The 19,840-nt window shown below is 41.7% G+C and carries 17 protein-coding genes and 1 riboswitch; of the genes, 7 read left to right on the top strand and 10 right to left on the bottom strand.

The window, feature by feature from the left end; translation table 11 throughout:
- Positions 1-9 precede the first annotated feature (9 nt).
- The 3 genes from MST17_RS01365 to MST17_RS01355 all read right to left on the bottom strand — a co-directional run bounded on the left by MST17_RS01365 (position 10) and on the right by MST17_RS01355 (position 2,198).
- Positions 10-930 (bottom strand): DMT family transporter, encoded by a 921-nt coding sequence (locus MST17_RS01365; RefSeq protein WP_373685444.1) that lies wholly within the window; start codon positions 928-930, stop codon positions 10-12.
- Positions 931-938: 8 nt separating this feature from the next.
- Entirely contained in the window at positions 939-1,697 is a 759-nt protein-coding gene (gene rlmB, locus MST17_RS01360) for a 23S rRNA (guanosine(2251)-2'-O)-methyltransferase RlmB (protein WP_180026537.1), read from the bottom strand.
- Positions 1,698-1,874: 177 nt separating this feature from the next.
- Positions 1,875-2,198 (bottom strand): pyrimidine/purine nucleoside phosphorylase, encoded by a 324-nt coding sequence (locus MST17_RS01355; RefSeq protein WP_067763086.1) that lies wholly within the window; start codon positions 2,196-2,198, stop codon positions 1,875-1,877.
- Positions 2,199-2,795: 597 nt separating this feature from the next.
- Between MST17_RS01355 and recN the strand changes: the two genes are divergently transcribed.
- Positions 2,796-4,457, top strand: a complete 1,662-nt coding sequence (gene recN / locus MST17_RS01350) for a DNA repair protein RecN (RefSeq protein WP_180026536.1) — start codon at positions 2,796-2,798, stop codon at positions 4,455-4,457.
- 61 nt (positions 4,458-4,518) lie between these two features.
- Here recN and MST17_RS01345 read toward each other — a convergent pair whose 3' ends face one another.
- The gene (locus MST17_RS01345) at positions 4,519-5,244 is read right to left on the bottom strand and encodes a hypothetical protein (protein ID WP_180026535.1); all 726 of its coding nucleotides are present in this window, start codon (positions 5,242-5,244) and stop codon (positions 4,519-4,521) included.
- A gap of 308 nt (positions 5,245-5,552) precedes the next feature.
- On the opposite strand from MST17_RS01345, the gene MST17_RS01340 reads away from it, so the two are divergent.
- Both MST17_RS01340 and ruvX read left to right on the top strand, forming a co-directional pair.
- Positions 5,553-6,107: a YqgE/AlgH family protein gene (locus MST17_RS01340; RefSeq protein ID WP_111884875.1), complete on the top strand. Its 555-nt coding sequence runs from the start codon at positions 5,553-5,555 to the stop codon at positions 6,105-6,107.
- Positions 6,100-6,543 carry a Holliday junction resolvase RuvX gene (gene ruvX, locus MST17_RS01335; RefSeq protein WP_111884874.1) on the top strand — a complete coding sequence of 148 codons (444 nt, stop codon included), beginning with the start codon at positions 6,100-6,102 and terminating at the stop codon, positions 6,541-6,543. The genes MST17_RS01340 and ruvX overlap by 8 nt, the downstream gene beginning before the upstream one ends.
- Positions 6,544-6,648: 105 nt before the next feature.
- On the opposite strand, the gene MST17_RS01330 is transcribed toward ruvX, so the two are convergent.
- The 3 genes from MST17_RS01330 to MST17_RS01320 are packed head-to-tail and all read right to left on the bottom strand — an operon-like array spanning position 6,649 to position 9,985.
- A complete protein-coding gene (locus MST17_RS01330) occupies positions 6,649-7,653 on the bottom strand; it encodes an HlyD family secretion protein (protein WP_180026534.1) in 1,005 nt (334 codons plus the stop codon).
- Between the two features lie 33 nt (positions 7,654-7,686).
- Entirely contained in the window at positions 7,687-7,893 is a 207-nt protein-coding gene (locus MST17_RS01325) for a DUF1656 domain-containing protein (RefSeq protein WP_180022052.1), read from the bottom strand.
- A complete protein-coding gene (locus tag MST17_RS01320) occupies positions 7,886-9,985 on the bottom strand; it encodes an FUSC family protein (protein WP_180026533.1) in 2,100 nt (699 codons plus the stop codon). Before MST17_RS01320 ends, MST17_RS01325 begins: the two co-directional genes overlap by 8 nt.
- Before the next feature lie 463 nt (positions 9,986-10,448).
- Here MST17_RS01320 and MST17_RS01315 point away from each other — a divergent pair, with 463 nt between their 5' ends.
- Complete coding sequence (locus tag MST17_RS01315) at positions 10,449-11,225, top strand: IclR family transcriptional regulator (protein WP_180026532.1); 777 nt, start codon at positions 10,449-10,451, stop codon at positions 11,223-11,225.
- A gap of 230 nt (positions 11,226-11,455) precedes the next feature.
- Here MST17_RS01315 and MST17_RS01310 read toward each other — a convergent pair whose 3' ends face one another.
- Positions 11,456-12,082 carry an alpha-ketoglutarate-dependent dioxygenase AlkB gene (locus tag MST17_RS01310; RefSeq protein WP_180026531.1) on the bottom strand — a complete coding sequence of 209 codons (627 nt, stop codon included), beginning with the start codon at positions 12,080-12,082 and terminating at the stop codon, positions 11,456-11,458.
- Between the two features lie 172 nt (positions 12,083-12,254).
- Between MST17_RS01310 and MST17_RS01305 the strand changes: the two genes are divergently transcribed.
- A complete protein-coding gene (locus MST17_RS01305; protein ID WP_180026530.1) occupies positions 12,255-14,051 on the top strand; it encodes an ABC transporter ATP-binding protein in 1,797 nt (598 codons plus the stop codon).
- A gap of 57 nt (positions 14,052-14,108) precedes the next feature.
- Here the strand turns inward: MST17_RS01305 and phoU are convergent, their stop codons facing one another.
- Entirely contained in the window at positions 14,109-14,825 is a 717-nt protein-coding gene (gene phoU, locus MST17_RS01300; protein WP_078189433.1) for a phosphate signaling complex protein PhoU, read from the bottom strand.
- Between the two features lie 83 nt (positions 14,826-14,908).
- Complete coding sequence (locus MST17_RS01295) at positions 14,909-16,264, bottom strand: TolC family outer membrane protein (RefSeq protein ID WP_180026529.1); 1,356 nt, start codon at positions 16,262-16,264, stop codon at positions 14,909-14,911.
- Between the two features lie 314 nt (positions 16,265-16,578).
- Here MST17_RS01295 and MST17_RS01290 point away from each other — a divergent pair, with 314 nt between their 5' ends.
- Positions 16,579-17,565 carry a hypothetical protein gene (locus MST17_RS01290; protein WP_180026548.1) on the top strand — a complete coding sequence of 329 codons (987 nt, stop codon included), beginning with the start codon at positions 16,579-16,581 and terminating at the stop codon, positions 17,563-17,565.
- Between the two features lie 102 nt (positions 17,566-17,667).
- A riboswitch (TPP riboswitch) is annotated at positions 17,668-17,794 on the top strand.
- 116 nt (positions 17,795-17,910) lie between these two features.
- Entirely contained in the window at positions 17,911-19,806 is a 1,896-nt protein-coding gene (thiC, locus tag MST17_RS01285) for a phosphomethylpyrimidine synthase ThiC (protein WP_078189435.1), read from the top strand.
- Positions 19,807-19,840 lie beyond the last annotated feature (34 nt).

The raw sequence follows: 19,840 nt of genomic DNA, 5'->3' as shown, positions 1-19,840 counted from the left end.
AAAGCAGTCTTACTCAGACTGCTTTTTTTGTTGTTCGAGTTGCTGCTCTAGACTGTCCTTTCGCCCCAACCATTTCCACGGTTGAATCGCTCCAATCCCCATCCCGACTAATCCGCACACGATTGCAAAACTTAAAGGTTCATTTAGCAACGGCACCGCTAAAATCGCAGCAATAAAAGGTGCCAAAGTTACGATGCTTCCGGCTTTAAATGCACCTAAGCGCTTGATCGCCTCTACATACGTTAAAGTCGCAATAATCACCACAAAAACACCGTGAAAGAAGACTTGCCCAACGAGCTGCAGCGGCTCAGGATCGGACCAATGCTTTGGGAAAAATAGTAAGTAAATTGGCACAAATATCACAGCAGACCAAATCGCAACCCCCGCCATGGCATGCCAAGCAGAGAGCTTCCATTGCTTAAGCAATACCGTAAATATCCCCCACCAAATGGCACTGATAAAAAATAGCAAATCACCGAGACCAAATGCTACACCGGTTTCCACATACATCAAATAGCTCATTAAGCTAATGGCCGAAACCATAATGACCACACTGATCCAGGTATGCTTATCGAGCGGCTGCTTGAAGATCAAAAACGCGGCTATGGCTGTACATAAAGGAATACAACCATTGAGGAAAATTGCAGCATGGGCCGCAGGAGCATAATGAAATGCGCTATAGGCCGTTAAACAATAGGTCACCCCACCGAGCATAGCAAGGATAAAAGGCTCTTTTTTCCATAAAAAAGCCGTATCTTTTTTATAAATCAAAATTGGCATTAAGATGCAAAATGCCAAAGCAAACCTGAGCGCCGTGATATCCCAAGCACTGATTCCCCAATTGGCGCTTAAACGCGCCGTTAAGGTAAATCCACCCCAAATACACATGGTAATGAACACATATAAATAACCTTGCTTTTGAGGAGACATCATCACTGCTATTTCAATTTATTATTACGTTGACGACATGCTTCATACAATGCCATACCTGTCGCGACACTGACATTTAAGCTTTGCAAATTACCAGCCATTGGAATGTAAACAGTTTGATCACATTGCGCCTGCGTAATAGGACGTAAACCTGTATCTTCAGCGCCCATCACCACACATACACCCGTACCTGTGAAGTCAAAATTTTGAATCGGCAATGCTTTTTCATCTAGCATAGTGCCGACCACACGTACATTAAAGTCTTCTTTGATTTGAGCCAAGGTACGTGCCAAGTTCGTCACCTGAATAAACTTCACTTTTTCAGCACCACCTGCAGCAACTTTACGGGCTGTTGGGGTAAGCGTCGCTGAACGATCACGCGGTGCAATCACAGCTTCAACACCCATGGCTGCCGCTGTACGAATGCATGCACCAAGGTTATGTGGATCTGTAATATGATCTAATGCCAATAGCAACGCATTTGGATTGGCTTGTAATAAAGCCTCTAAATCTTTTTCGTTCAAAACTGGATGTGGACGTACAGCAGCAACCACACCTTGATGAAACGGTTGTCCCGCAAGTTTTTCCAAACTATCACGGCTAGCTTTTTGAATGCTGACACCAAACGGTTCTGCAAGCTCAAAAATACGTTTTAAACGCTGATCATCACGTCCTTTTAACGCAAATAAAGTTAAAACGCGTTCTGGCTCAAGTTCCAGTAATGACTCCACTGAATGAACGCCATAATAATATTCCGGTTTCGCCATGAACGACCTCTAAATTGCAAACTTCGATAAACTTTTGAACAGGGTATGACACCCCTAGAGCACAGCATAGGCTGCCAAAAAGAAAAATCCTGCAAAGCAAGCTTTACAGGATTTATGCTATGACACATAGTTTAACCGATTTGAGGTTAAAAAACTGTGCCTAAATTGATTGAATCGTTAGCCTTCTAAGTGGCACACATAATCCAACACTTCGTCTGTTTCAATTTTAAATCGGCTATTACCTGGCACGTAGAATGATTGACCCGCACGGAATAATTCGCTTTCTTCGCTATCTGCAATTTGAACACGACATTCACCTGAAATAATTTCCATACGTTCAGGTACATGGGTTTCAAAAGTCAGCGCTTGTTCAGTTGGAAGCAACACACCCAGTGTTTTCTTTGTTCCATCTTCAAATTGCACAGTATGGCTGATGCATAGACCGCCAAAATAAACATTTGATTTTTTGATTACCGATACATGATCAAACTGTGCTGACATGCGTTTTCTCCAGATAAAGCATATTTATAATATTTTGATCGATGTAGTTTAATTGTGCTGCAAAAACTAATCAATCTGTGTTGAAAACTGTGCGATAGATAATTACAAAAATCTGAGTACCGGATGTGCCCCAATTTCATCCCACCACCTCAACATTTAGAGTCTAAAACAAGCTGTGCTGTTGTACAAAATACTTTTTTGTTTCATCCACTAAAGTCCTAGTTAGGGTTGATCGAAACGCTGCAAACTCATTTCAAAAAAATAGCAGCGTGATGAATCATATTGGTGGATTTGAATGACCAAATCATGACGTTTTATGGCAATAACACGCTAGATTAAATACAAGAATACATACACAAACGTGTTTTGTGAGGACTTGGCAGGATGTTGGATGGTTTCAGCTCACGTTATGCAAGATCATCTACTCTTTGCATCACAACACTGCATGGATACAGCGGATAAGAAACTAATTTCTTGTTAAACTGAATTTAAGATAGAATTATGAGGTTTTTCGTCATCTTAAAATAAAACTTGTCTTGTGACTAAAACAAAACTTAATTATCTTTAACTAGAACTTTTCGCAGCTCGGATGCGTTTATGCTGACACATTTAACTCTGATCAATTTTGCATTAGCCGACCATTTAGCCATCGACATTGAACAAGGCTTTAATGTCCTGACGGGTGAAACGGGTGCAGGTAAATCTTTACTTCTAGACGCATTATCAGCTTGCTTAGGTGAACGTACAGACACCAACTATGTGCGCTATGGATCAGACAAAGCCGATGTGACAGCGACCTTTAGCTATCAAGAGCACAGCCCTGAAGCGCTTTGGCTCAAAGAACACGAACTAGATGATGAGTCAGGCGAAATCCATTTACGTCGCGTGATTTTTGCAACAGGTCGCAGCAAAGCATGGATTAATGGACGTCCGAGCAGCTTATCCGAATTAAAAGAAATTGGCCGCTTATTGGTACAACTCTATAGTCAACACAGCCAACAACAGCTCTTAGAACCGCCCTACCCAAAACATTGGCTAGATCGATATTACAATTTTTATCAGCCTGCTCAAGCCGTGCGTGATGCCTATAGCAAATGGCAAAAGGACATTCGTCAGCACCAAGCGGCACTTGATGCGCAAGCCACACGTAAGCAACGGATAGAAACGCTTGAACTTCAACTAGAAGAACTTGAAGACGTTGTGCAAACGGACTACAAGGAAATTGAGCAAGAATTTGACCGTCTCAGTCATCATGAACATATCATGCAGGATTGTAGCTATGGTCTAAATGCCCTCGATGACGCCGAGCAAAATATCAATCAAGAAATGGGCGCGATCATTCGTCGGATTGAATCGCATGCAGGACGTAGTGAACAACTTTCTGAAATTTATACATCGCTGCTGAACGCTCAAAGTGAAATTGAAGATGCGACAGCAAATTTACGTCAGTTTATTGATCGTCAAAGTTTCGATCCTGAACGTATGGACGAATTAAACACTAAACTCGAAGTTTTTCATCGCTTAGCGCGTAAATATCGTACTCAGCCTGAAGACTTAAAAAATGATTATGATGCGTGGCAACTTGAGCTAGAACAATTACATCAACTTGAAGATCCTGAAACCTTAGCTGAACAAGTAGAAGTGTCTCATCAAGACTTTTTAGTCAAAGCACAGCATTTGGATGATATTCGTCGTGAAGCGTCTACCCCATTGGCGAAGCAGTTGACTGAACAAGTGAAGCAGCTCGCGCTCCCAGAGGCTCATTTTGAATTTAAATTTGAGCCTCTAGAACAAGCTTCAAGTGAAGGTTTAAGCTTTATTCAACTTCTGTTCACCGCAAACAAAGGGATTCCTGCTCAGCCTTTAGCACGCGTGGCATCGGGGGGTGAATTGTCACGTATTGCATTAGTCATGCAAGTGATGAATGCTGAAAAAACCGAATCCGAAGTGTTAGTCTTTGATGAAATTGATGTCGGGATCAGTGGCGGAACAGCAGAAATTGTCGGACGTTTGTTGGCTGATTTGGCACAGCATGTTCAAATTTTATGTATTACTCACCAAGCCCAAGTCGCTGCTCAATCTGACCAACATCTCCTGGTGAAAAAACGTCAAACGGATCCTGCAAGCAGTACCATTATCGAATTAGAAGAAGATGATCGGATCCAAGAGCTGGCTCGAATGACTGGTGGTGTGGAGATTAGTCAAACGACCTTACAACACGCAAAACAGTTGCGACAATTAAAATTTCAACATAGTTAATTTTTGATGCTTTCAAAAAAGCCTGTGTATTCAAAGTACACAGGCTTTTTTCTTAAATACACTATTTGACAATCCCCTGATACACAAAGGCTTTCGAGCCTAAGCTATAGCGTAAATATTTATACTGCGGCTGATGTTGTTGATTGAGTAACATAACATCCACGTGTTTCGGACTGATTTTGAGATATTCATTACCGCTACGACGATCGGTTTCATAATGGCAGTCATAATCTACCGAGATTTGATCTAGTTTCTTTTGCTTAGTTTGAAATACATAAGATTTAAGTAACTGTTTTGGTCCAACTTCAACAGCTCTTAGATGATGTAGTCCACTGCAATTATCACCTTTATAATAACTCTTCACCAAATATACGGTTTTATTTTGGATGTTGACCGGCAAAATTTGATTGATATAGCCTGAGTCAAATTGATCTAAATGTTGCGTTTTTCCCGTTGCATATTGCACATAGCTGCTCCACTCCCCCATGGTGCCTCCACCAGACACATCAAAACTATAAAATTTAAGTTTTTTATCTGGTGAATATTGCACATGAACAAAACCTTGCTTTTCGAGTTGCGTAAATCCGTAGTGAAAACCGCTCGGATCTGCCGCAATGACATCCACAATTTCACGTTCTATCGCTTCATTGACCTCATAAAAATTTAAGTTTTTATATTTTTTAATCACCTGAGATTCATGTTTTTGTAAGTCAGCGCTTCCTGCAAAGCCTGAAATAGGTAGGCTTGCACAGAGTGCCATCCCTATTATTTTTGAATAATGTGTCATTGTTTTACCCTCAGTTTATCCTGCTATTTTAAGCAATCTCAGTCATCCATCACGTATATCTTCTCCTCACTTTTGTACTGCTGTTGTTCAAATCACCAATCATCGCTTCACAATTCACCACATTGCAGACCCGCCTGCACGATGAAGATTTTTAGCATGTCCCTCACTGGTCGAGCATGACAAATATTAAATTTGCAGAAAAACTCATTGTTGAAAACTTATGAGTCTAGTATGTTGATAAATACAACGTTATTCGAATGCAATTCCCCCCAAGAATGAAACTTACCCCAATAAGGAGAAGCCATTAGGTGACTAAACAATACCTCACACACCGCTGCCTGATTGCTCCACCCGAAATGAACGATGAATTCTTTGCCAATACGGTGATTTATTTAGCGCGACATGATGAAGATGGCGCTCAAGGCATCATTATTAATCGTCCATCAGGTTTACAGATCAAAGAACTCTTGAATGATTTGGAAATTGAGGCAGATAATGTGCATCCTCATGAAGTGTTGCAAGGTGGACCTTTGCGCCCAGAGGCAGGTTTTGTTCTTCATACCGGTCAACCAACATGGCATTCGTCTATTGCTGTAGGTGAAAATGTCTGTATTACCACGTCTAAAGATATTTTAGATGCGATTGCACACAATGAAGGTGTGGGTCGTTATCAGGTGGCTCTAGGCTATGCCAGTTGGGGTAAAAGCCAATTAGAAGAAGAAATTGCTCGGGGTGATTGGCTCATTTGTGACTCAGACATGGATTTAATATTTAACTTACCTTATGACGACCGCTGGGACGCTGCCTATAAAAAAATGGGCGTAGACCGCGCGTGGTTATCATCTGAGATTGGACATGCCTGATTTACCACAATATCAAATGATTATGGCCTTTGACTTTGGCACACAAAAAACAGGAATAGCTGTGGGACAAGCCTTGATTGAAAGTGCAAATCCCCTGCCACTCTTTCCCATGAAAGATGGCATTCCCAATTGGGATAATCTACTCAAGATTGTGAAACAGTATCAGCCGGATTTGTTCATCGTGGGTCTACCGCTCAATATGGATGATAGCGAGTCTGAACTCTCCACACGTGCGCGTAAATTTGCACGACGCCTTCGCCACCAAACCAATATTGAAACCTTGATGGTCGATGAACGCTTAACGACACGTGAAGCGCGTGATGAATTAGATCATTATCAAGCCCAAGGCCGTGCGAAGAATCTTTCTGCCGACAGCCTTGCTGCAGCATTGTTTATTGAAAGTTGGTATCGAAATCCAGTCGGGCTAAAACCTTAAGCGCTTTCAACAAACAGGCAAATAAAAAAGCATCCAAAAGAGGATGCTTTTTTATGCGCAAGATTGATCACTCAATGCTGCGCAAATGAAATGATTGGGGATAACTTAGTTTTTATCCACAATATGAATCGTGGTGGTTCGACCCGCGACAAAAGCCAACTGATCATGCGGCACTTCATCCAGTACAATTTTCACTGGTACACGCTGTGCCAAACGAACCCAACTAAACGTTGGATTGACATTGGCCAGTAAACTATCAGTCGATGTACGTTCACGGTCTTCAATCCCTGTTGCAACGCCTTGTACATGGCCTTTATAAACTTCAGAACTTCCCATCAGTTGGACTGTTGCAGGTGCGCCAACATAGATTTTATCCAGTTTGGTTTCTTCAAAATATCCCACAACATACAATTGTTGACGGTCAATTAAGGCCGCTACGGCTTGTCCTACTTTGACGTAATTCCCTGCTTTGAGTTCAAAGTTAGACAATGTTCCATCAGTCGGTGCAACCACTTCCGAACGGTTTAAATTCAATTCAGCCAAATGCAAACTGCTATTCGCCGCTTCAATCAGGGCTTTTTGCTGCACCACACTGGCTTTGGCTTGCTCAATCGCTGCCTGAGTTTGCTCATGCTCTGCATGGGATTGATCACGTACTGCAAACATTTGATCTTGTTCTTGCTTTGAAATCGCACCGTCCATCAAACTTGCATAACGATTTGCATTTTTATCTGCAAGATTAATATTGGCTTGTGACTTCACTAGATTGGCTTTGGCTTCAGCAAGCTGCGCTTCAGCCCCTGCCAGTCCTGCGTTGGCTTTCGCCAGGTCAGATTTGGCTTGCTCAACATCCAAAGCTTGACGTGCCACATCTATACGAAACAGCACTTGGCCTTTTTTCACTTGTTGGTTGTCTTGAACTAAAACGTCTGTGACCAAACCTGAAACATCCGATGACACTTGAATCACGTCACCACGTACCCGTCCATCACGCGTCCATGGTTCCGAATTGTAGTAGTCCCAAATATGTTTCAGCGCAAGTAATGCGCCACATAGCACGATTATCAACAATACAGGCCGAACATATTTTCGGACATTCAAATTGGTCATACGATTACCTCAATCATTTCATTTTTTAGGGGCTTAGAACTGGCAGAAAATAAAGATTTCATGCACCAGCCAAAGCAACATCACAAATACACCCAAATAAAAAATATTGGGCATCGGCACCCAATCTGGCGCCATCCATCGGTCAAGCAAACTCATGATGACCCGCAATAACAGATAGGCCAATACCGCTTGAATCAATAGAATGGGCACATAGACGCCATACACATTTAGCTCACCCATGTTGTGCCTCGACCTGTAAATTATTTGGAGTCTGCTGTGTTAGGACATGACACAAACTGCTTTGAATATTGTTCAGTGAATACTGAATTCGATGCATAACATCGTCGTTTTCAAGACCCTGAACGGCCTGATTCAATCGTTGAATTCGCTCTACAATTTGCTGTTTCAAACTCATATACACATTCTTTTGCCCTTGTTCCATGGCACGGAAATAGTCATCTAAATCTTGTTGTAACTCTTCAAGTTCACTGACCAGTGCATCATTCGGATCGAGTTTATTCATGAGTTCTTGCAAGCGGGTCAAATCAATCACGGCACTGGCTTCCACCAAAGCCCACTCGATCTGTTGTTTCAAATTCCCTGATTGCACCATTTTGCTGTTTAGGATGCCAATTCGGTCCAACATACTGCGTAAATGCACCCGAAACGGTAAGCCGTACGGCAGATATAAAGCCTGACGCAGTGCTTTGTAGTGCTGTGAAAGTATGCGTTGGGCCGTCATATCTGGTGACATTGCACGTACTAAATGAATAATAAATACCGAGATAATGGGTCCCAAAACCGTCCCAATCGATGCATCGAAGAAAAACACCTGATCGAGGCTAAAGCGGTTTTGAAAATTCAGCCCCATGATGGTGCCCATCAAAAGCGGCAAGCTGATCCCAATCAAAGGCGGATGTAAAAATAGCATCAGACAGAACATCACAAACGGTGCTAACACCACGATCAACTGCCAAAAGGCGGTCACATGCGGGAAAATGCCATAGGCGTAGATGAACACCATGAACGCCGCATACATATTGGCGCGAATAAACCTTTTCAATGCAGGAACAGGGTTATCCATTGCAGTTAAAATACAAGCACTGATCGCAGCCATTTCGGCCATCATATATCCAGCTTTCCAACCACTAACGATCCAAAAACCCGTAGAAATTAAAATAATCAAACATGCAGACACCCCGCCACGAATGGCAACCCCCGCATCTCGGTGCAAAGTCGGATAATGACTATTGCCCAAGGCGGTCAGTGTAGCTGGTAAAGTGGAGTCGCCTTGCTGTACCCGCTGCCAAAGCAAGCGAATCGCACGAATATTCTGAATAAAATGGCGAATATCCATTTTTAGACTGCCCAAAATCACCTGTTGTGATGGCAATGCCTGTGCATGAATGTGTTGAAAATCTTGCTCAAACTGTTCAGGCAATTGATTAAGTTCACTTTCCTCAATCTGATGTTGATCTAATAAAAACGCGGCAATATGTTCATGGGCTTGCTTGAGTGCCGTCCGATAATGTGTGTCCAGACCATCTAATTGTTTCATCCGTTCAGACATGGCCACCAAGTTACTGACCAACAAACTCAACTGATGCAAGATTTCCTGCAATGGACGTGTCATGCCTTTTAAGGTAGATTTTTCATAAGACAAATGCACCGCCATGACATGTATATCCGCGATATCTCGTGCAATATTGCCGAGGTTTTTTGAATAATTTTCTAGTTCGGCGGGCTCTAATAAAATCTGATCAAAAATTTCTTTGGTATCGGCAAAGGTTTTACTCACCCGTGTTTCGACGGCAGGGCCAATATGCATTGGAAATAATGTCGTGGTCACGATGGCACTACATACCACACCCACCGTAATTTCGAGAAAACGCCCCAAGGCCATATCGAAGATCGAAGCGGTATCAATAAAATACACCACGTTAAAACAGATAATGACCGTGGTATAACCCGCCAACATGGAAACATAACTACGAGGCGTACGGTCTAGCAGTGACAAATACAAGCAAAACCCAACCCAAACCGCTAAAAACACCGTAAACAGTACAGGCATGTGGATGAGATGTGGCAGTGCCACCACTGACACAGCCGCCCCTAAGAACGTCCCTAATACACGATACAAACTTTTTGAAGACGTCATGCCTGAATATGGATTCGCGATCACGAAAACGGTGCCAATTGCCCAAATCGGATAAGCCAAATTCAGTACAAAGGCTACATACAATGCCAACATGCCCGCGATGAACGTTTTGGTCGCAAAAATCCAGTCCATTTTATTGGGCCGAAAAGCGAGTATTTGTTTCGTCAGCAGCATGATTGATCTCGTCAGTTTGCTTCTTTTTAGTGAAAACGGCCTCGTATCGAATGCTTAAACATTCGACAGCACAACCTGTATCACGGCACAGGAATGACTAGAAATTTCAATAAGTAAAGAAGCGATTCAAATCGTGTTTCAAACCATTTGAATACAAAAAGTAATGTGCAACATTGCCTGCGCATCGAAAGAATGAGCGATATTTATTCAATATAGGATATTTTCACAACAATTTTGCTTAAAAAACAAATTAAAGTCAATATTAATATCTTATTTTGATAATTAGTCTATATTTTAAATGCATATTTCAATTTTTTATTATGCTTTTATCAGAATAACCCAAGAAACCCTGTGATATTTCAGATTTGTTTCATTTCCAATGTAGAAAAGCGCAACATCAGGCCGAGCAATTTGTTATAAAGTAACTTAACGATTCATTTTTATTGTGACCAAGCAGGTTCTTATGGCGCTTTCCAGTTTTGGTAAAATTCTCACCGTACTCGACTTATTTTCAGTTGCTCGTCCCATCATCAATGTCGACATTATTAGTGAAGAATTAGGCTTATCTAAACCAACGAGCTATCGCTATTTAAAAGAACTGGTTTCTGCTGAATTATTGCAGCGCCTCAGTGGGACTTCTGGCGATTACACACTGGGTTCAAAAATTGCTGTGCTTGATTTTATTTCTCGCACCACTGATCCATTGGTGCAAATTAGCATTCCCTTCATGAAAGAAATTGTGGAACGCACAGAGTCTTGTTGCTTATTGACGCATCTGAATATCGACTCATGTATTGATGTACATCATGAACTTTATAAAGACTATGCCGCTTTGGCTTATGGTCGAGGTAGCCCGCGTCCGATGTACAAAGGCTCATCGTCTAAAGTGATTTTGTCGCAGTTACCTAAGCAACGGATTTTAGATTATTACCACCGTTTTGCGGACGAGTTATCACAAGTTGGTTTTGCGCATAATGAAGAAGAATTTATGCTGCAAATGAAAAAGATTAAAAAGCAGGGTTATTATTTTTCCAATGGTGAAGTTGACCCGAATATGTCGAGCCTATCGATTCCGATTAAATTTTCCAGTAAAGAACCCCCACTTGCTTTGACCCTATTGGCGTCTAAAAATCGTTTTGAATTTATGAATTTTCAAAAAGTCGTAGAAATGATGCAAGACTGTACAGCGCGTATTGAGAAAAAATACAGCAGTATGATGGAAGAATCGGACGCCATTTAAATCTGATCAGTTTGCGCACAACTGATGCGATGTTGTAAAGATGATATTTAATTAATCTGATAAATTTATATTATTAATTGAATTTATTAATTATAAATTCCAGATAGATTATCATAATATGATTATTGTTCTTTAGCATTCATCTCAACCATGTGTTCCATGATTTCAGTTGATTGTCACTATACTCTTCCTCAGAGAAAGAAAAAAGCTCATCTAGATATGGGCTTTTTTTACGGCTGTTGATCATAGAAATAACGAAAGGTTAAATTCACCCTCGGCTCGGTCACTTTCATCGACTTCATTAGGGCATGTTTCCAATACCGTTGGGTTTGCCCACGCATCACAATCAACTGTCCACTTTGCAGTAAAAGCTGTACTTTCTCTTGAGTGCTTTTATGTTTAAAGCAAAACTTTCGGCTTGCGCCAAAACTCAAAGATGCGATCACCACCTGCTGTGTGGGTGAAAGCAAAGATGGCTCATCATCACTATGCCACCCCACCGCTTGCGTACCATTTTCGTATAAATTGGCCAAACAGGAATTAAACGTCTGACCCACCCGTTGCTCAATATGTTGCTTTAAGCGCAGTAAAGCTGGATTCCAGATCAATGCCTGCTTTTGCATGCCTGAATAGTGATACTCATAATGAGCATCTCCATACCAAACCACTTTTCGTTCCGTTTGAAAATACTGTCCATGCAAAATGACTTCATCATGCTGCCAAGCCAACTGCGTGAGGAAATAGCGTAAATATTTTTCACTCTCTTCGGCGTTGAAGATCAATCCATAATCTTCAACTTCACCATCATAGGGCAACAGATTTGCATGCGGTTCAGGCGTAAATAATTCAAAATTCATCGGTTCAACTCAACACTGTTTGGCACAGCAGCGTGATGCTGATGTCGTGAGCACATTTAAAAAATATCTTAGCCGAAAAACTCTCGTCACAAATCAAAACATTGTCATTACTTGTCGCATAGAATTTTCAGTCTTAGACTAAAGCTCATATTCACAATAAAAATAATTGCTTATGAACCTTTGGCAGCTTTTCCAAAAATTACGTCCATTTGTACAGCCATACCGCTGGCTGGTGGTCGTGACGCTGATCTTGACCTTAATTGGCTCACTCACGGCACAGGTGAATGCCCTGACACTCAAATATGCCGTAGACAGCATCAATCAGCTTTTACAACAAGGCCTCGGTCTAGCCAATGGTTGGCATATATTAATCACCATCACCGTAGTTTTACTGGGAAAAGAAGTCATCAATGCCATCGTGCAATTTGGACAAAAATCGTTTGGTGAAAAATTACGTATTTTAATTTCTCAGGATTTGTCCCAAGGCATTATTGAAAAATTTATCACCTATCGATTGGCATTCTTCGATCAACAAGACAACCAAGCAGGCAAACTCCAAACTCGAATTGATCGGGGTGTCAGCTCGCTCACACGACTGGTTCAAATCTTTTTTATTGATATTTTACCGTTATTTACCAGTGCCATTATTGCACTGGGCTTAATGTATTATGCCAATGTTTGGGTTGGCGTGGTGGCCACAATTATTGTGCCGATTTATTTTTGGTTGACCTTCAAACAATCACAAAAACTGGCAGGCAAACGCCGTGCCCTCCGCGATAATTTTGAAAAGAAAAATCAGGGTATTCTAAGTATTATCAACTCGATAACGGTCATTAAATCCTTTAACAAAGAAGCCGTCGAATCGAAAAAGCAATTAAATCTGCAAAAGTCGCTGACTGAAAACCAAATGCAGACACGGCAAACCAGTTATATCTTTGACGGTCTCAAAACTTTTATCGAACAAGTCGGCGTGGTGCTGATCATCATTCTGACGGCCTATTTTGTTTTGGATGGGCAAATGAGTATCGGGATGATTATGTATCACGTGTTGTTATTTAATAATGTCTCTGCCCCGATTCGCTCGCTGCATCGTATCTATGATGAAATTAACTCTGCGATGATTTATTCAGAAAGCTTCTTTAACATCTTAGAAGCGGATCATGAAATTGAAACCAGTGGTACTGCCCAACCTCCGATTCAAGGTCAATTTGAATTGAGCAATGTCGAATTTAGTTATCCCAATGGTTTTCAGGCATTACACCGTATCAATATGACCATCCAACCAAATAAAATTACCGCCTTGGTTGGTTTATCTGGCGCTGGTAAATCGACATTAATTAGCTTACTGGATAAGTTTTATCATCCTCAAGCGGGCAATATCAAACTCGATGGCATCGATTTAGAACAGATTGATACACAGTATTTACGTGAAAATATTGGTTTGGTATTGCAAAAAAATCATATTTTCCCAGGTTCAATTTTTGAAAATATTCGCTATGGCAAAAGTACAGCTACAGAGCAAGAAGTCTTCGATGCAGCACGGAAAGCCTCGATCCATGATCAGATCTTAAAACTTCCGCATGCCTATGAAGCCGATGCTTTACTGCTCTCAGGTGGACAGCAACAGCGCATTGCCTTGGCACGTATGTTCCTAAAAAATCCGCCGATTATTTTCTTGGATGAACCGACTGCAAGTTTAGATGCGATCGCTGCTGAACAAATTAAAAATAGTTTGGATCAAATTAAGCAAGGTCGTACCGTCATCATGATTTCGCATAGTTTGTCGCAAATTATCGATGCCGATTACACCTACGTCATGAAAGATGGACAAATCGTAGAACACGGGGAGCATCATGATTTGTACCATCAAGAAGGTGCCTATAAGCAAATCTTCGATGCGATGGCGAAAAGTTTAAATATTGACAAAATTGCCCGTACTTTTGAAGAAGACGAAGAAACACATAGTTAATTTAGACCGAAAAAAGCCCATCATTTGATGGGCTTCGTTCATCTTGATGTTAATCAATTAACGCTGAACTTTTTGCTCAATTTCTTCAACACTGGTGTGACGGACATCTAGACCTTTCACCATATAAATCACTTGTTCAGAGATATTTCGAGCATGGTCACCAATACGTTCAAGTGAACGCAGCACCCAAAGTACATTCATCACCCGAGTAATGTGGCGTGGATCTTCTATCATATACGTCATGAGGGTACGGGTTGCCGATTGATACTCGCGGTCAATATCAGCATCGGCCAAAAGGACACGTAAAGCCTGATCTACATCCAAACGTGCAAAGGCATCGAGCGCATCATGAATCATCACGCGGACTTGGTTGCCAATATGACGTGTTTCCATATAGCCACGCGGTGAACCCCCCTCTTCACACAAGCTTTGTGCAATACGGGCAATTTTTGCCGCTTCATCACCAATCCGTTCTAAATCGGTGTTGGCTTTCGACATCGCAATCACCATGCGTAGATCAATTGCAGCAGGATGACGACGCGCCAAAATTAGGGTAAGCGCTTCATCAATTTCAGTTTCCATACGGTTCACCGTATTGTCTTGAAATTGAACATCAATCGCCATTGTTGCATCCGTATCCAATAAGGCATGAATGGCATTTGCAACCTGCTGCTCCACCAAACCACCCATGGTCATAAATTTGGTATGCACATCCTGCAACTCTTCATTGAATTGCGAAGAAATATGATGGTTTAAAACAGGATTATTAGGCAAAGCGAGTCTCCACTACAACGTGAATCGGCAGATTTTAGTGCCATATTAAAGCATATTGATTGTGAAACTTTTATGACCATGGATTATTTCTTTAGTAGGATCGATGGCTGATTTTTCTGATCGACCAACCACGCATTCATTTCCACTAAATCAGCTTCCGTTAATTTCCCAACGGAGGCTTTGAGTTGCAGTACATGTATTAAATAATCGTACTTGGAATTTAAATAATCTTGACGGGCTGAAAAGGCATTACGCTGTGCCAGTAGCACATCAACCATAGTTTTCAGACCTTCTTGGTACTGGGCTTGTGAGGCCAAAGACACTTGCGCGGAAGAATCCATTGCAGCTTTACGTGCCTGTAATTTACTTTGATCCGTTTCGACTTGCATATATGATTTTTTTACATCGGTTTGTGCTTTTCGAATCGCTGCATCCACCAGTGCTTGGCTTTTTTCAACATTGATCGCCGCTTGCTTAATGGATTTCTGTGTCCGTCCACCATTAAACACATTCCAGTTCATTTCAATCCCCACCTGATCAAATTGACCATCTTGCGACATGATGGATTGTGGACTTTGCTTGTTATACCCATAGGTCCCTACCGCTTCAATCTGAGGATATAAGGCAGCTTTTTCGACGCGTTTACCATCTTCCGCATAACGTTGTTGCATACGCGCTTGTAAAATACCTAGATTCTGCCCCTGAGCCAGTTCTTCCCACGCTTGCACATTGTTTGGAATCGGTTTTTCAAACTGAAAATCTTCACGTAACACCGCCAGATTTTCTCGATATGGCCCAATCAATTGCTGTAATTGTTCCTGCGCCAAAACCAATTGAACATTGGTTGCCATGCGGTTTGCCCGTGCATTTTGATATTGTGCATTGGCTTCACTGACATCACTTTTTGCCACTAGGCCTTCTTTTAATTTGCCATTCATCATACGCAACTGTTCAGATAGCGCCTGTTCTTCTTGTAGGTTGGCAACCGTCAAAGCTTGTTGACGTAGGACATTAAAATAAGCTTCAGAAACATTTAAAATATGATCTTGTTTTTGAATCCGCAGATTAATTTCACTTAAGTTAATCGAGGTCTTGACTTGCTTCAGCCCTTCCCATGCATCCCAACGAAAAATGGGCTGACGGGCAGTGAGCGCAATTTGTCTTGTTGTGGTGCTGTCTGGCATGATCAGCCCGGCTTGAGCGCCGCTTTGGTTGGAATTTTGATTTTTTCGGGTCACATTTCCGGAGATTGTTACCGTCGGGAGTAAGTTCCCATTGGCAATCCCCAAATTCAATTTATCCGCTTCATATTGTAGTTTATTGGCTTGCCAATTGGGGTCTTCTTGTTTTGCGCGTTCATAAGCTTGCACAAGATCTAGCGCACACGCCCATTGACTCGTGAAAAGCAAACAAAGACTCACCACAACTTTTTTGTTCATTTTTTTTGTAAATTCCTAATATTCAAATACCCGAGATTGAATATTCAAGCCTAAAACTAAGCAGATACTAATCATATCCTTGCAAATTTCCGTATGATTTTTATTAATTTTTTATATCAAATGCGACAAAATCAGATAATTTCAGTCGTTTTCGGACATTACTCACAACGCTATAACAAAGAACTGTACAATAGTACACATATTGCACGTGTTTCATCTATAGAATAGTCGACATTCCATCGGACAATACCACTTCTATAGCGCATCGAGTTCCTGTGTCAAAATTTTTTCAGCTGCCTGCAAAGTTTAGTGCAATGTTTTTATGTTTCAGTATGTTGAATGGATGCCAACAACAGCCTGAACCACAACCTGCACCAGAGTTTCCCAACAATAAGACTGTTCAAAAAGAAGCAGTCGATTTGTCTTTGCTGTGCAAAAAACTGGAAAAAAACATGCTGGAAATTGATGATCAACGCACAACTTTCGCTTTAGAACAAATCAACCAAGATCTCAAAGTCTGCTTACCGCTGTTAAAAGCGGACGAACAAAAAAAATTACTGCGCTTGTCCAATCAAATGTATCGCAACTTTTTACATGTTGAACGTACGGCTCAACAGCAAATGGCGTTCGAACAATTTGCCTTTGATATGGCTCAGCATCCCACCATTCAACAAAATCATTATGAGCAGCTCACCGCCCGAGATCAGTATTTACTGAAACATAAAGGCCAAGCCTATGTGGAATTGTTCGATGCAGGTGAAGGACAGTTACGCTATCGCCGTAGTCCTGAATATTTAGCCAAAATTTTTGCGCCTTATATGCAAGAATCTGAGCAAGTCTTTATTGAAAAACTGGCTGAACAAAATGCACAACCTGCCTTGCTGCAACAAAGTTTAGCCATTGAGCCACAAGAGATTGCGACACGTGCCATTTTTTGGGAAGACTATCTGAAACAATATCCAGATAGCCCCTACAAAAAAGATGCACAACAATTACTATATCAATATAGCCAGTTGTTATTTATTGGTTCAGCGCATAGCCCAGTTTCTAATGATTTTTCAGACCGCCTCAGTATTCAAGCCAGTTCTTTAGAAGAAATTGAACGATTGGCCCAATTAAAAAACTCCAGATTGGCAGATCAGGCGCGTTTATTTTTAAAATTATTAGATCAAAATACTGCCGCGTCTACTCAGCGATCTGAAGCGCAGCTGTTGAATTTCATTGGTGTCCGCAATCCTGATCCGCATTATAAGAAAGACTGTTTTAGTGACGCCATCTGTGTAAATCAGTCCTCTACTTAGCCAATGCAAGTTCAATTGCACACGGGCCTAGCCAAAATTCTGCACTGCAAAATCGATGAAAAATAACACTGTTTTAAAACAGCCTTCATGCTAATATCCGCACAAAGCTTGACGGAGCGCAGGTAATTTCCTGCTGAGATCATCTAAATTTAGTTCGCTAAATTTAAGGATGAGTACCGTTGAACCTGATCAGGTTAATACCTGCGTAGGAATCAAGCCATCTAAAAACTTAAGCCCCTCTTATCTCTTGGTGTTACGCCTTTATTTTCAGGTGAATCCATCAGATAAACCGCCACGTTTTTGGTCGTGCTTGATTCGTTGATGTCATTCATAAGGATCATTGCAATGAACCAATTAACGAATCTCACCGCTTCAGATCGCGCTGCTCAACATGAACAAGATGCTAAAGATCTCACTCGTATTCTCCCTGCATCAAAGAAAGTCTATATCCAAGGCTCACGTCCTGATATTCGCGTACCAATGCGTGAGATTAGCCTTACAGATACGCCTACAGGTCTGGGTGGAGAAAAAAATCTGCCCATTATGGTCTATGACACCTCTGGTGCTTATACCGACCCCAATATTCAAATTGACCTGAATCAAGGTCTACCCAATGTCCGTGAATCTTGGATTGAGTCTCGAAATGATACGGAAATACTCGATACCTTAACTTCAAAATTTGGGCAAGAACGTCTTCGAGATATTCGTACTGCAGAGATTCGTTTTGCGCATATTTCAAAACCGCGTCGTGCTCGTCGTGGACACAATGTCTCTCAAATGCACTATGCCAAACAAGGCATCATCACCCCTGAAATGGAATACATTGCGATTCGTGAAAATCAACGTCAGCGTGAAGGTGTTGATATGCGCCAACATGCCGGTCAAAATTTTGGCGCCCGTAATTTAACTGAAATCACACCTGAATTTGTACGTCAAGAAGTGGCTGAAGGTCGTGCCATTATCCCTGCCAACATTAACCATCCTGAATGTGAACCGATGATTATTGGTCGTAACTTCTTGGTGAAAATCAATGCCAACATTGGTAACTCAGCACTTGGTTCAAGCATCGATGAAGAAGTGGCAAAAATGACGTGGGCAACTCGTTGGGGCGCTGACACCATTATGGATTTATCGACAGGTAAAAATATCCATGAAACCCGAGAATGGATTATTCGCAACTCACCTGTACCCATTGGCACCGTACCGATTTACCAAGCTTTAGAAAAAGTTGATGGTGTCGCAGAGGACTTAACCTGGGAAATTTTCAAAGACACACTGATTGAACAAGCCGAGCAAGGTGTCGATTACTTTACGATTCACGCAGGCGTGCTGCTTCGTTATGTTCCACTCACCGCCAACCGTTTAACTGGTATTGTGTCACGTGGCGGATCCATCATGGCGCAGTGGTGCTTAGCGCATCATGAAGAAAACTTCCTGTATACGCATTTTGATGAAATCTGCGAAATCATGAAAGCCTATGATGTGTCATTCAGTTTAGGTGATGGTTTACGTCCGGGGTGTATTCAAGATGCTAACGATGAAGCTCAATTTAGTGAATTACGCACCTTAGGTGAATTGACTCACCGGGCATGGGAACATGATGTACAAGTCATGATTGAAGGCCCAGGCCATGTCCCAATGCACATGATCAAAGAAAATATGGATCTACAACTCGAGGTTTGCAAAGAAGCGCCTTTCTATACGCTTGGGCCGCTCACCACCGATATTGCCCCGGGCTATGACCACATTACCTCTGCGATTGGTGCGGCAATGATTGGTTGGTACGGCACCGCGATGCTGTGTTATGTGACCCCGAAAGAGCACCTTGGTCTACCAGATAAAAAAGACGTCAAAGATGGCATTATCACCTACAAAATTGCAGCCCATGCCGCAGACCTTGCCAAAGGTCATCCTGGTGCGCAGGCTCGTGATAATGCATTGTCGAAAGCACGCTTTGAATTCCGCTGGGAAGACCAATTTAATCTGAGCTTAGACCCTGATACAGCGCGTAGCATGCATGATGAAACTATGCCGAAAGAAGCACATAAATCAGCCCATTTTTGTTCGATGTGTGGACCTAAATTTTGCTCGATGAAAATCACACAAAATGTGAGAGATTATGCAAAAAATCAGCAAGATATGCAGCTTTCTTCAGAATCTAATCCTGAAATTGAAACAGGTTTACAGAGCATGAAAGCGGCCTATCATGAACATGGTCAAAAGTTGTACCACAAAGTGTAAAGCTTAAAAAAAATCTTTTGTATTCAACAAAATC

This window comes from Acinetobacter sp. YH16056_T (assembly GCF_024605895.1).
GTDB classification, from domain to species: domain Bacteria; phylum Pseudomonadota; class Gammaproteobacteria; order Pseudomonadales; family Moraxellaceae; genus Acinetobacter; species Acinetobacter amyesii.
The sequence above is the reverse complement of the archived record's forward strand: the minus strand, read 5'-3'. Positions and strand labels throughout refer to the sequence as shown.

Bases quoted from the DNA above. Each gene is read 5' to 3' on its own strand.
- MST17_RS01365 (WP_373685444.1), bottom strand. From the start codon at position 930: ATGTCTCCTCAAAAGCAAGGTTATTTATATGTGTTCATTACCATGTGT.
- rlmB (WP_180026537.1), bottom strand. From the start codon at position 1,697: ATGGCGAAACCGGAATATTATTATGGCGTTCATTCAGTGGAGTCATTA.
- MST17_RS01355 (WP_067763086.1), bottom strand. From the start codon at position 2,198: ATGTCAGCACAGTTTGATCATGTATCGGTAATCAAAAAATCAAATGTT.
- recN (WP_180026536.1), top strand. From the start codon at position 2,796: ATGCTGACACATTTAACTCTGATCAATTTTGCATTAGCCGACCATTTA.
- MST17_RS01345 (WP_180026535.1), bottom strand. From the start codon at position 5,244: ATGACACATTATTCAAAAATAATAGGGATGGCACTCTGTGCAAGCCTA.
- ruvX (WP_111884874.1), top strand. From the start codon at position 6,100: ATGCCTGATTTACCACAATATCAAATGATTATGGCCTTTGACTTTGGC.
- MST17_RS01330 (WP_180026534.1), bottom strand. From the start codon at position 7,653: ATGACCAATTTGAATGTCCGAAAATATGTTCGGCCTGTATTGTTGATA.
- MST17_RS01325 (WP_180022052.1), bottom strand. From the start codon at position 7,893: ATGGGTGAGCTAAATGTGTATGGCGTCTATGTGCCCATTCTATTGATT.
- MST17_RS01320 (WP_180026533.1), bottom strand. From the start codon at position 9,985: ATGCTGCTGACGAAACAAATACTCGCTTTTCGGCCCAATAAAATGGAC.
- MST17_RS01315 (WP_180026532.1), top strand. From the start codon at position 10,449: ATGGCGCTTTCCAGTTTTGGTAAAATTCTCACCGTACTCGACTTATTT.
- MST17_RS01310 (WP_180026531.1), bottom strand. From the start codon at position 12,082: ATGAATTTTGAATTATTTACGCCTGAACCGCATGCAAATCTGTTGCCC.
- MST17_RS01305 (WP_180026530.1), top strand. From the start codon at position 12,255: ATGAACCTTTGGCAGCTTTTCCAAAAATTACGTCCATTTGTACAGCCA.
- MST17_RS01295 (WP_180026529.1), bottom strand. From the start codon at position 16,264: ATGAACAAAAAAGTTGTGGTGAGTCTTTGTTTGCTTTTCACGAGTCAA.
- MST17_RS01290 (WP_180026548.1), top strand. From the start codon at position 16,579: ATGTTTTTATGTTTCAGTATGTTGAATGGATGCCAACAACAGCCTGAA.
- thiC (WP_078189435.1), top strand. From the start codon at position 17,911: ATGAACCAATTAACGAATCTCACCGCTTCAGATCGCGCTGCTCAACAT.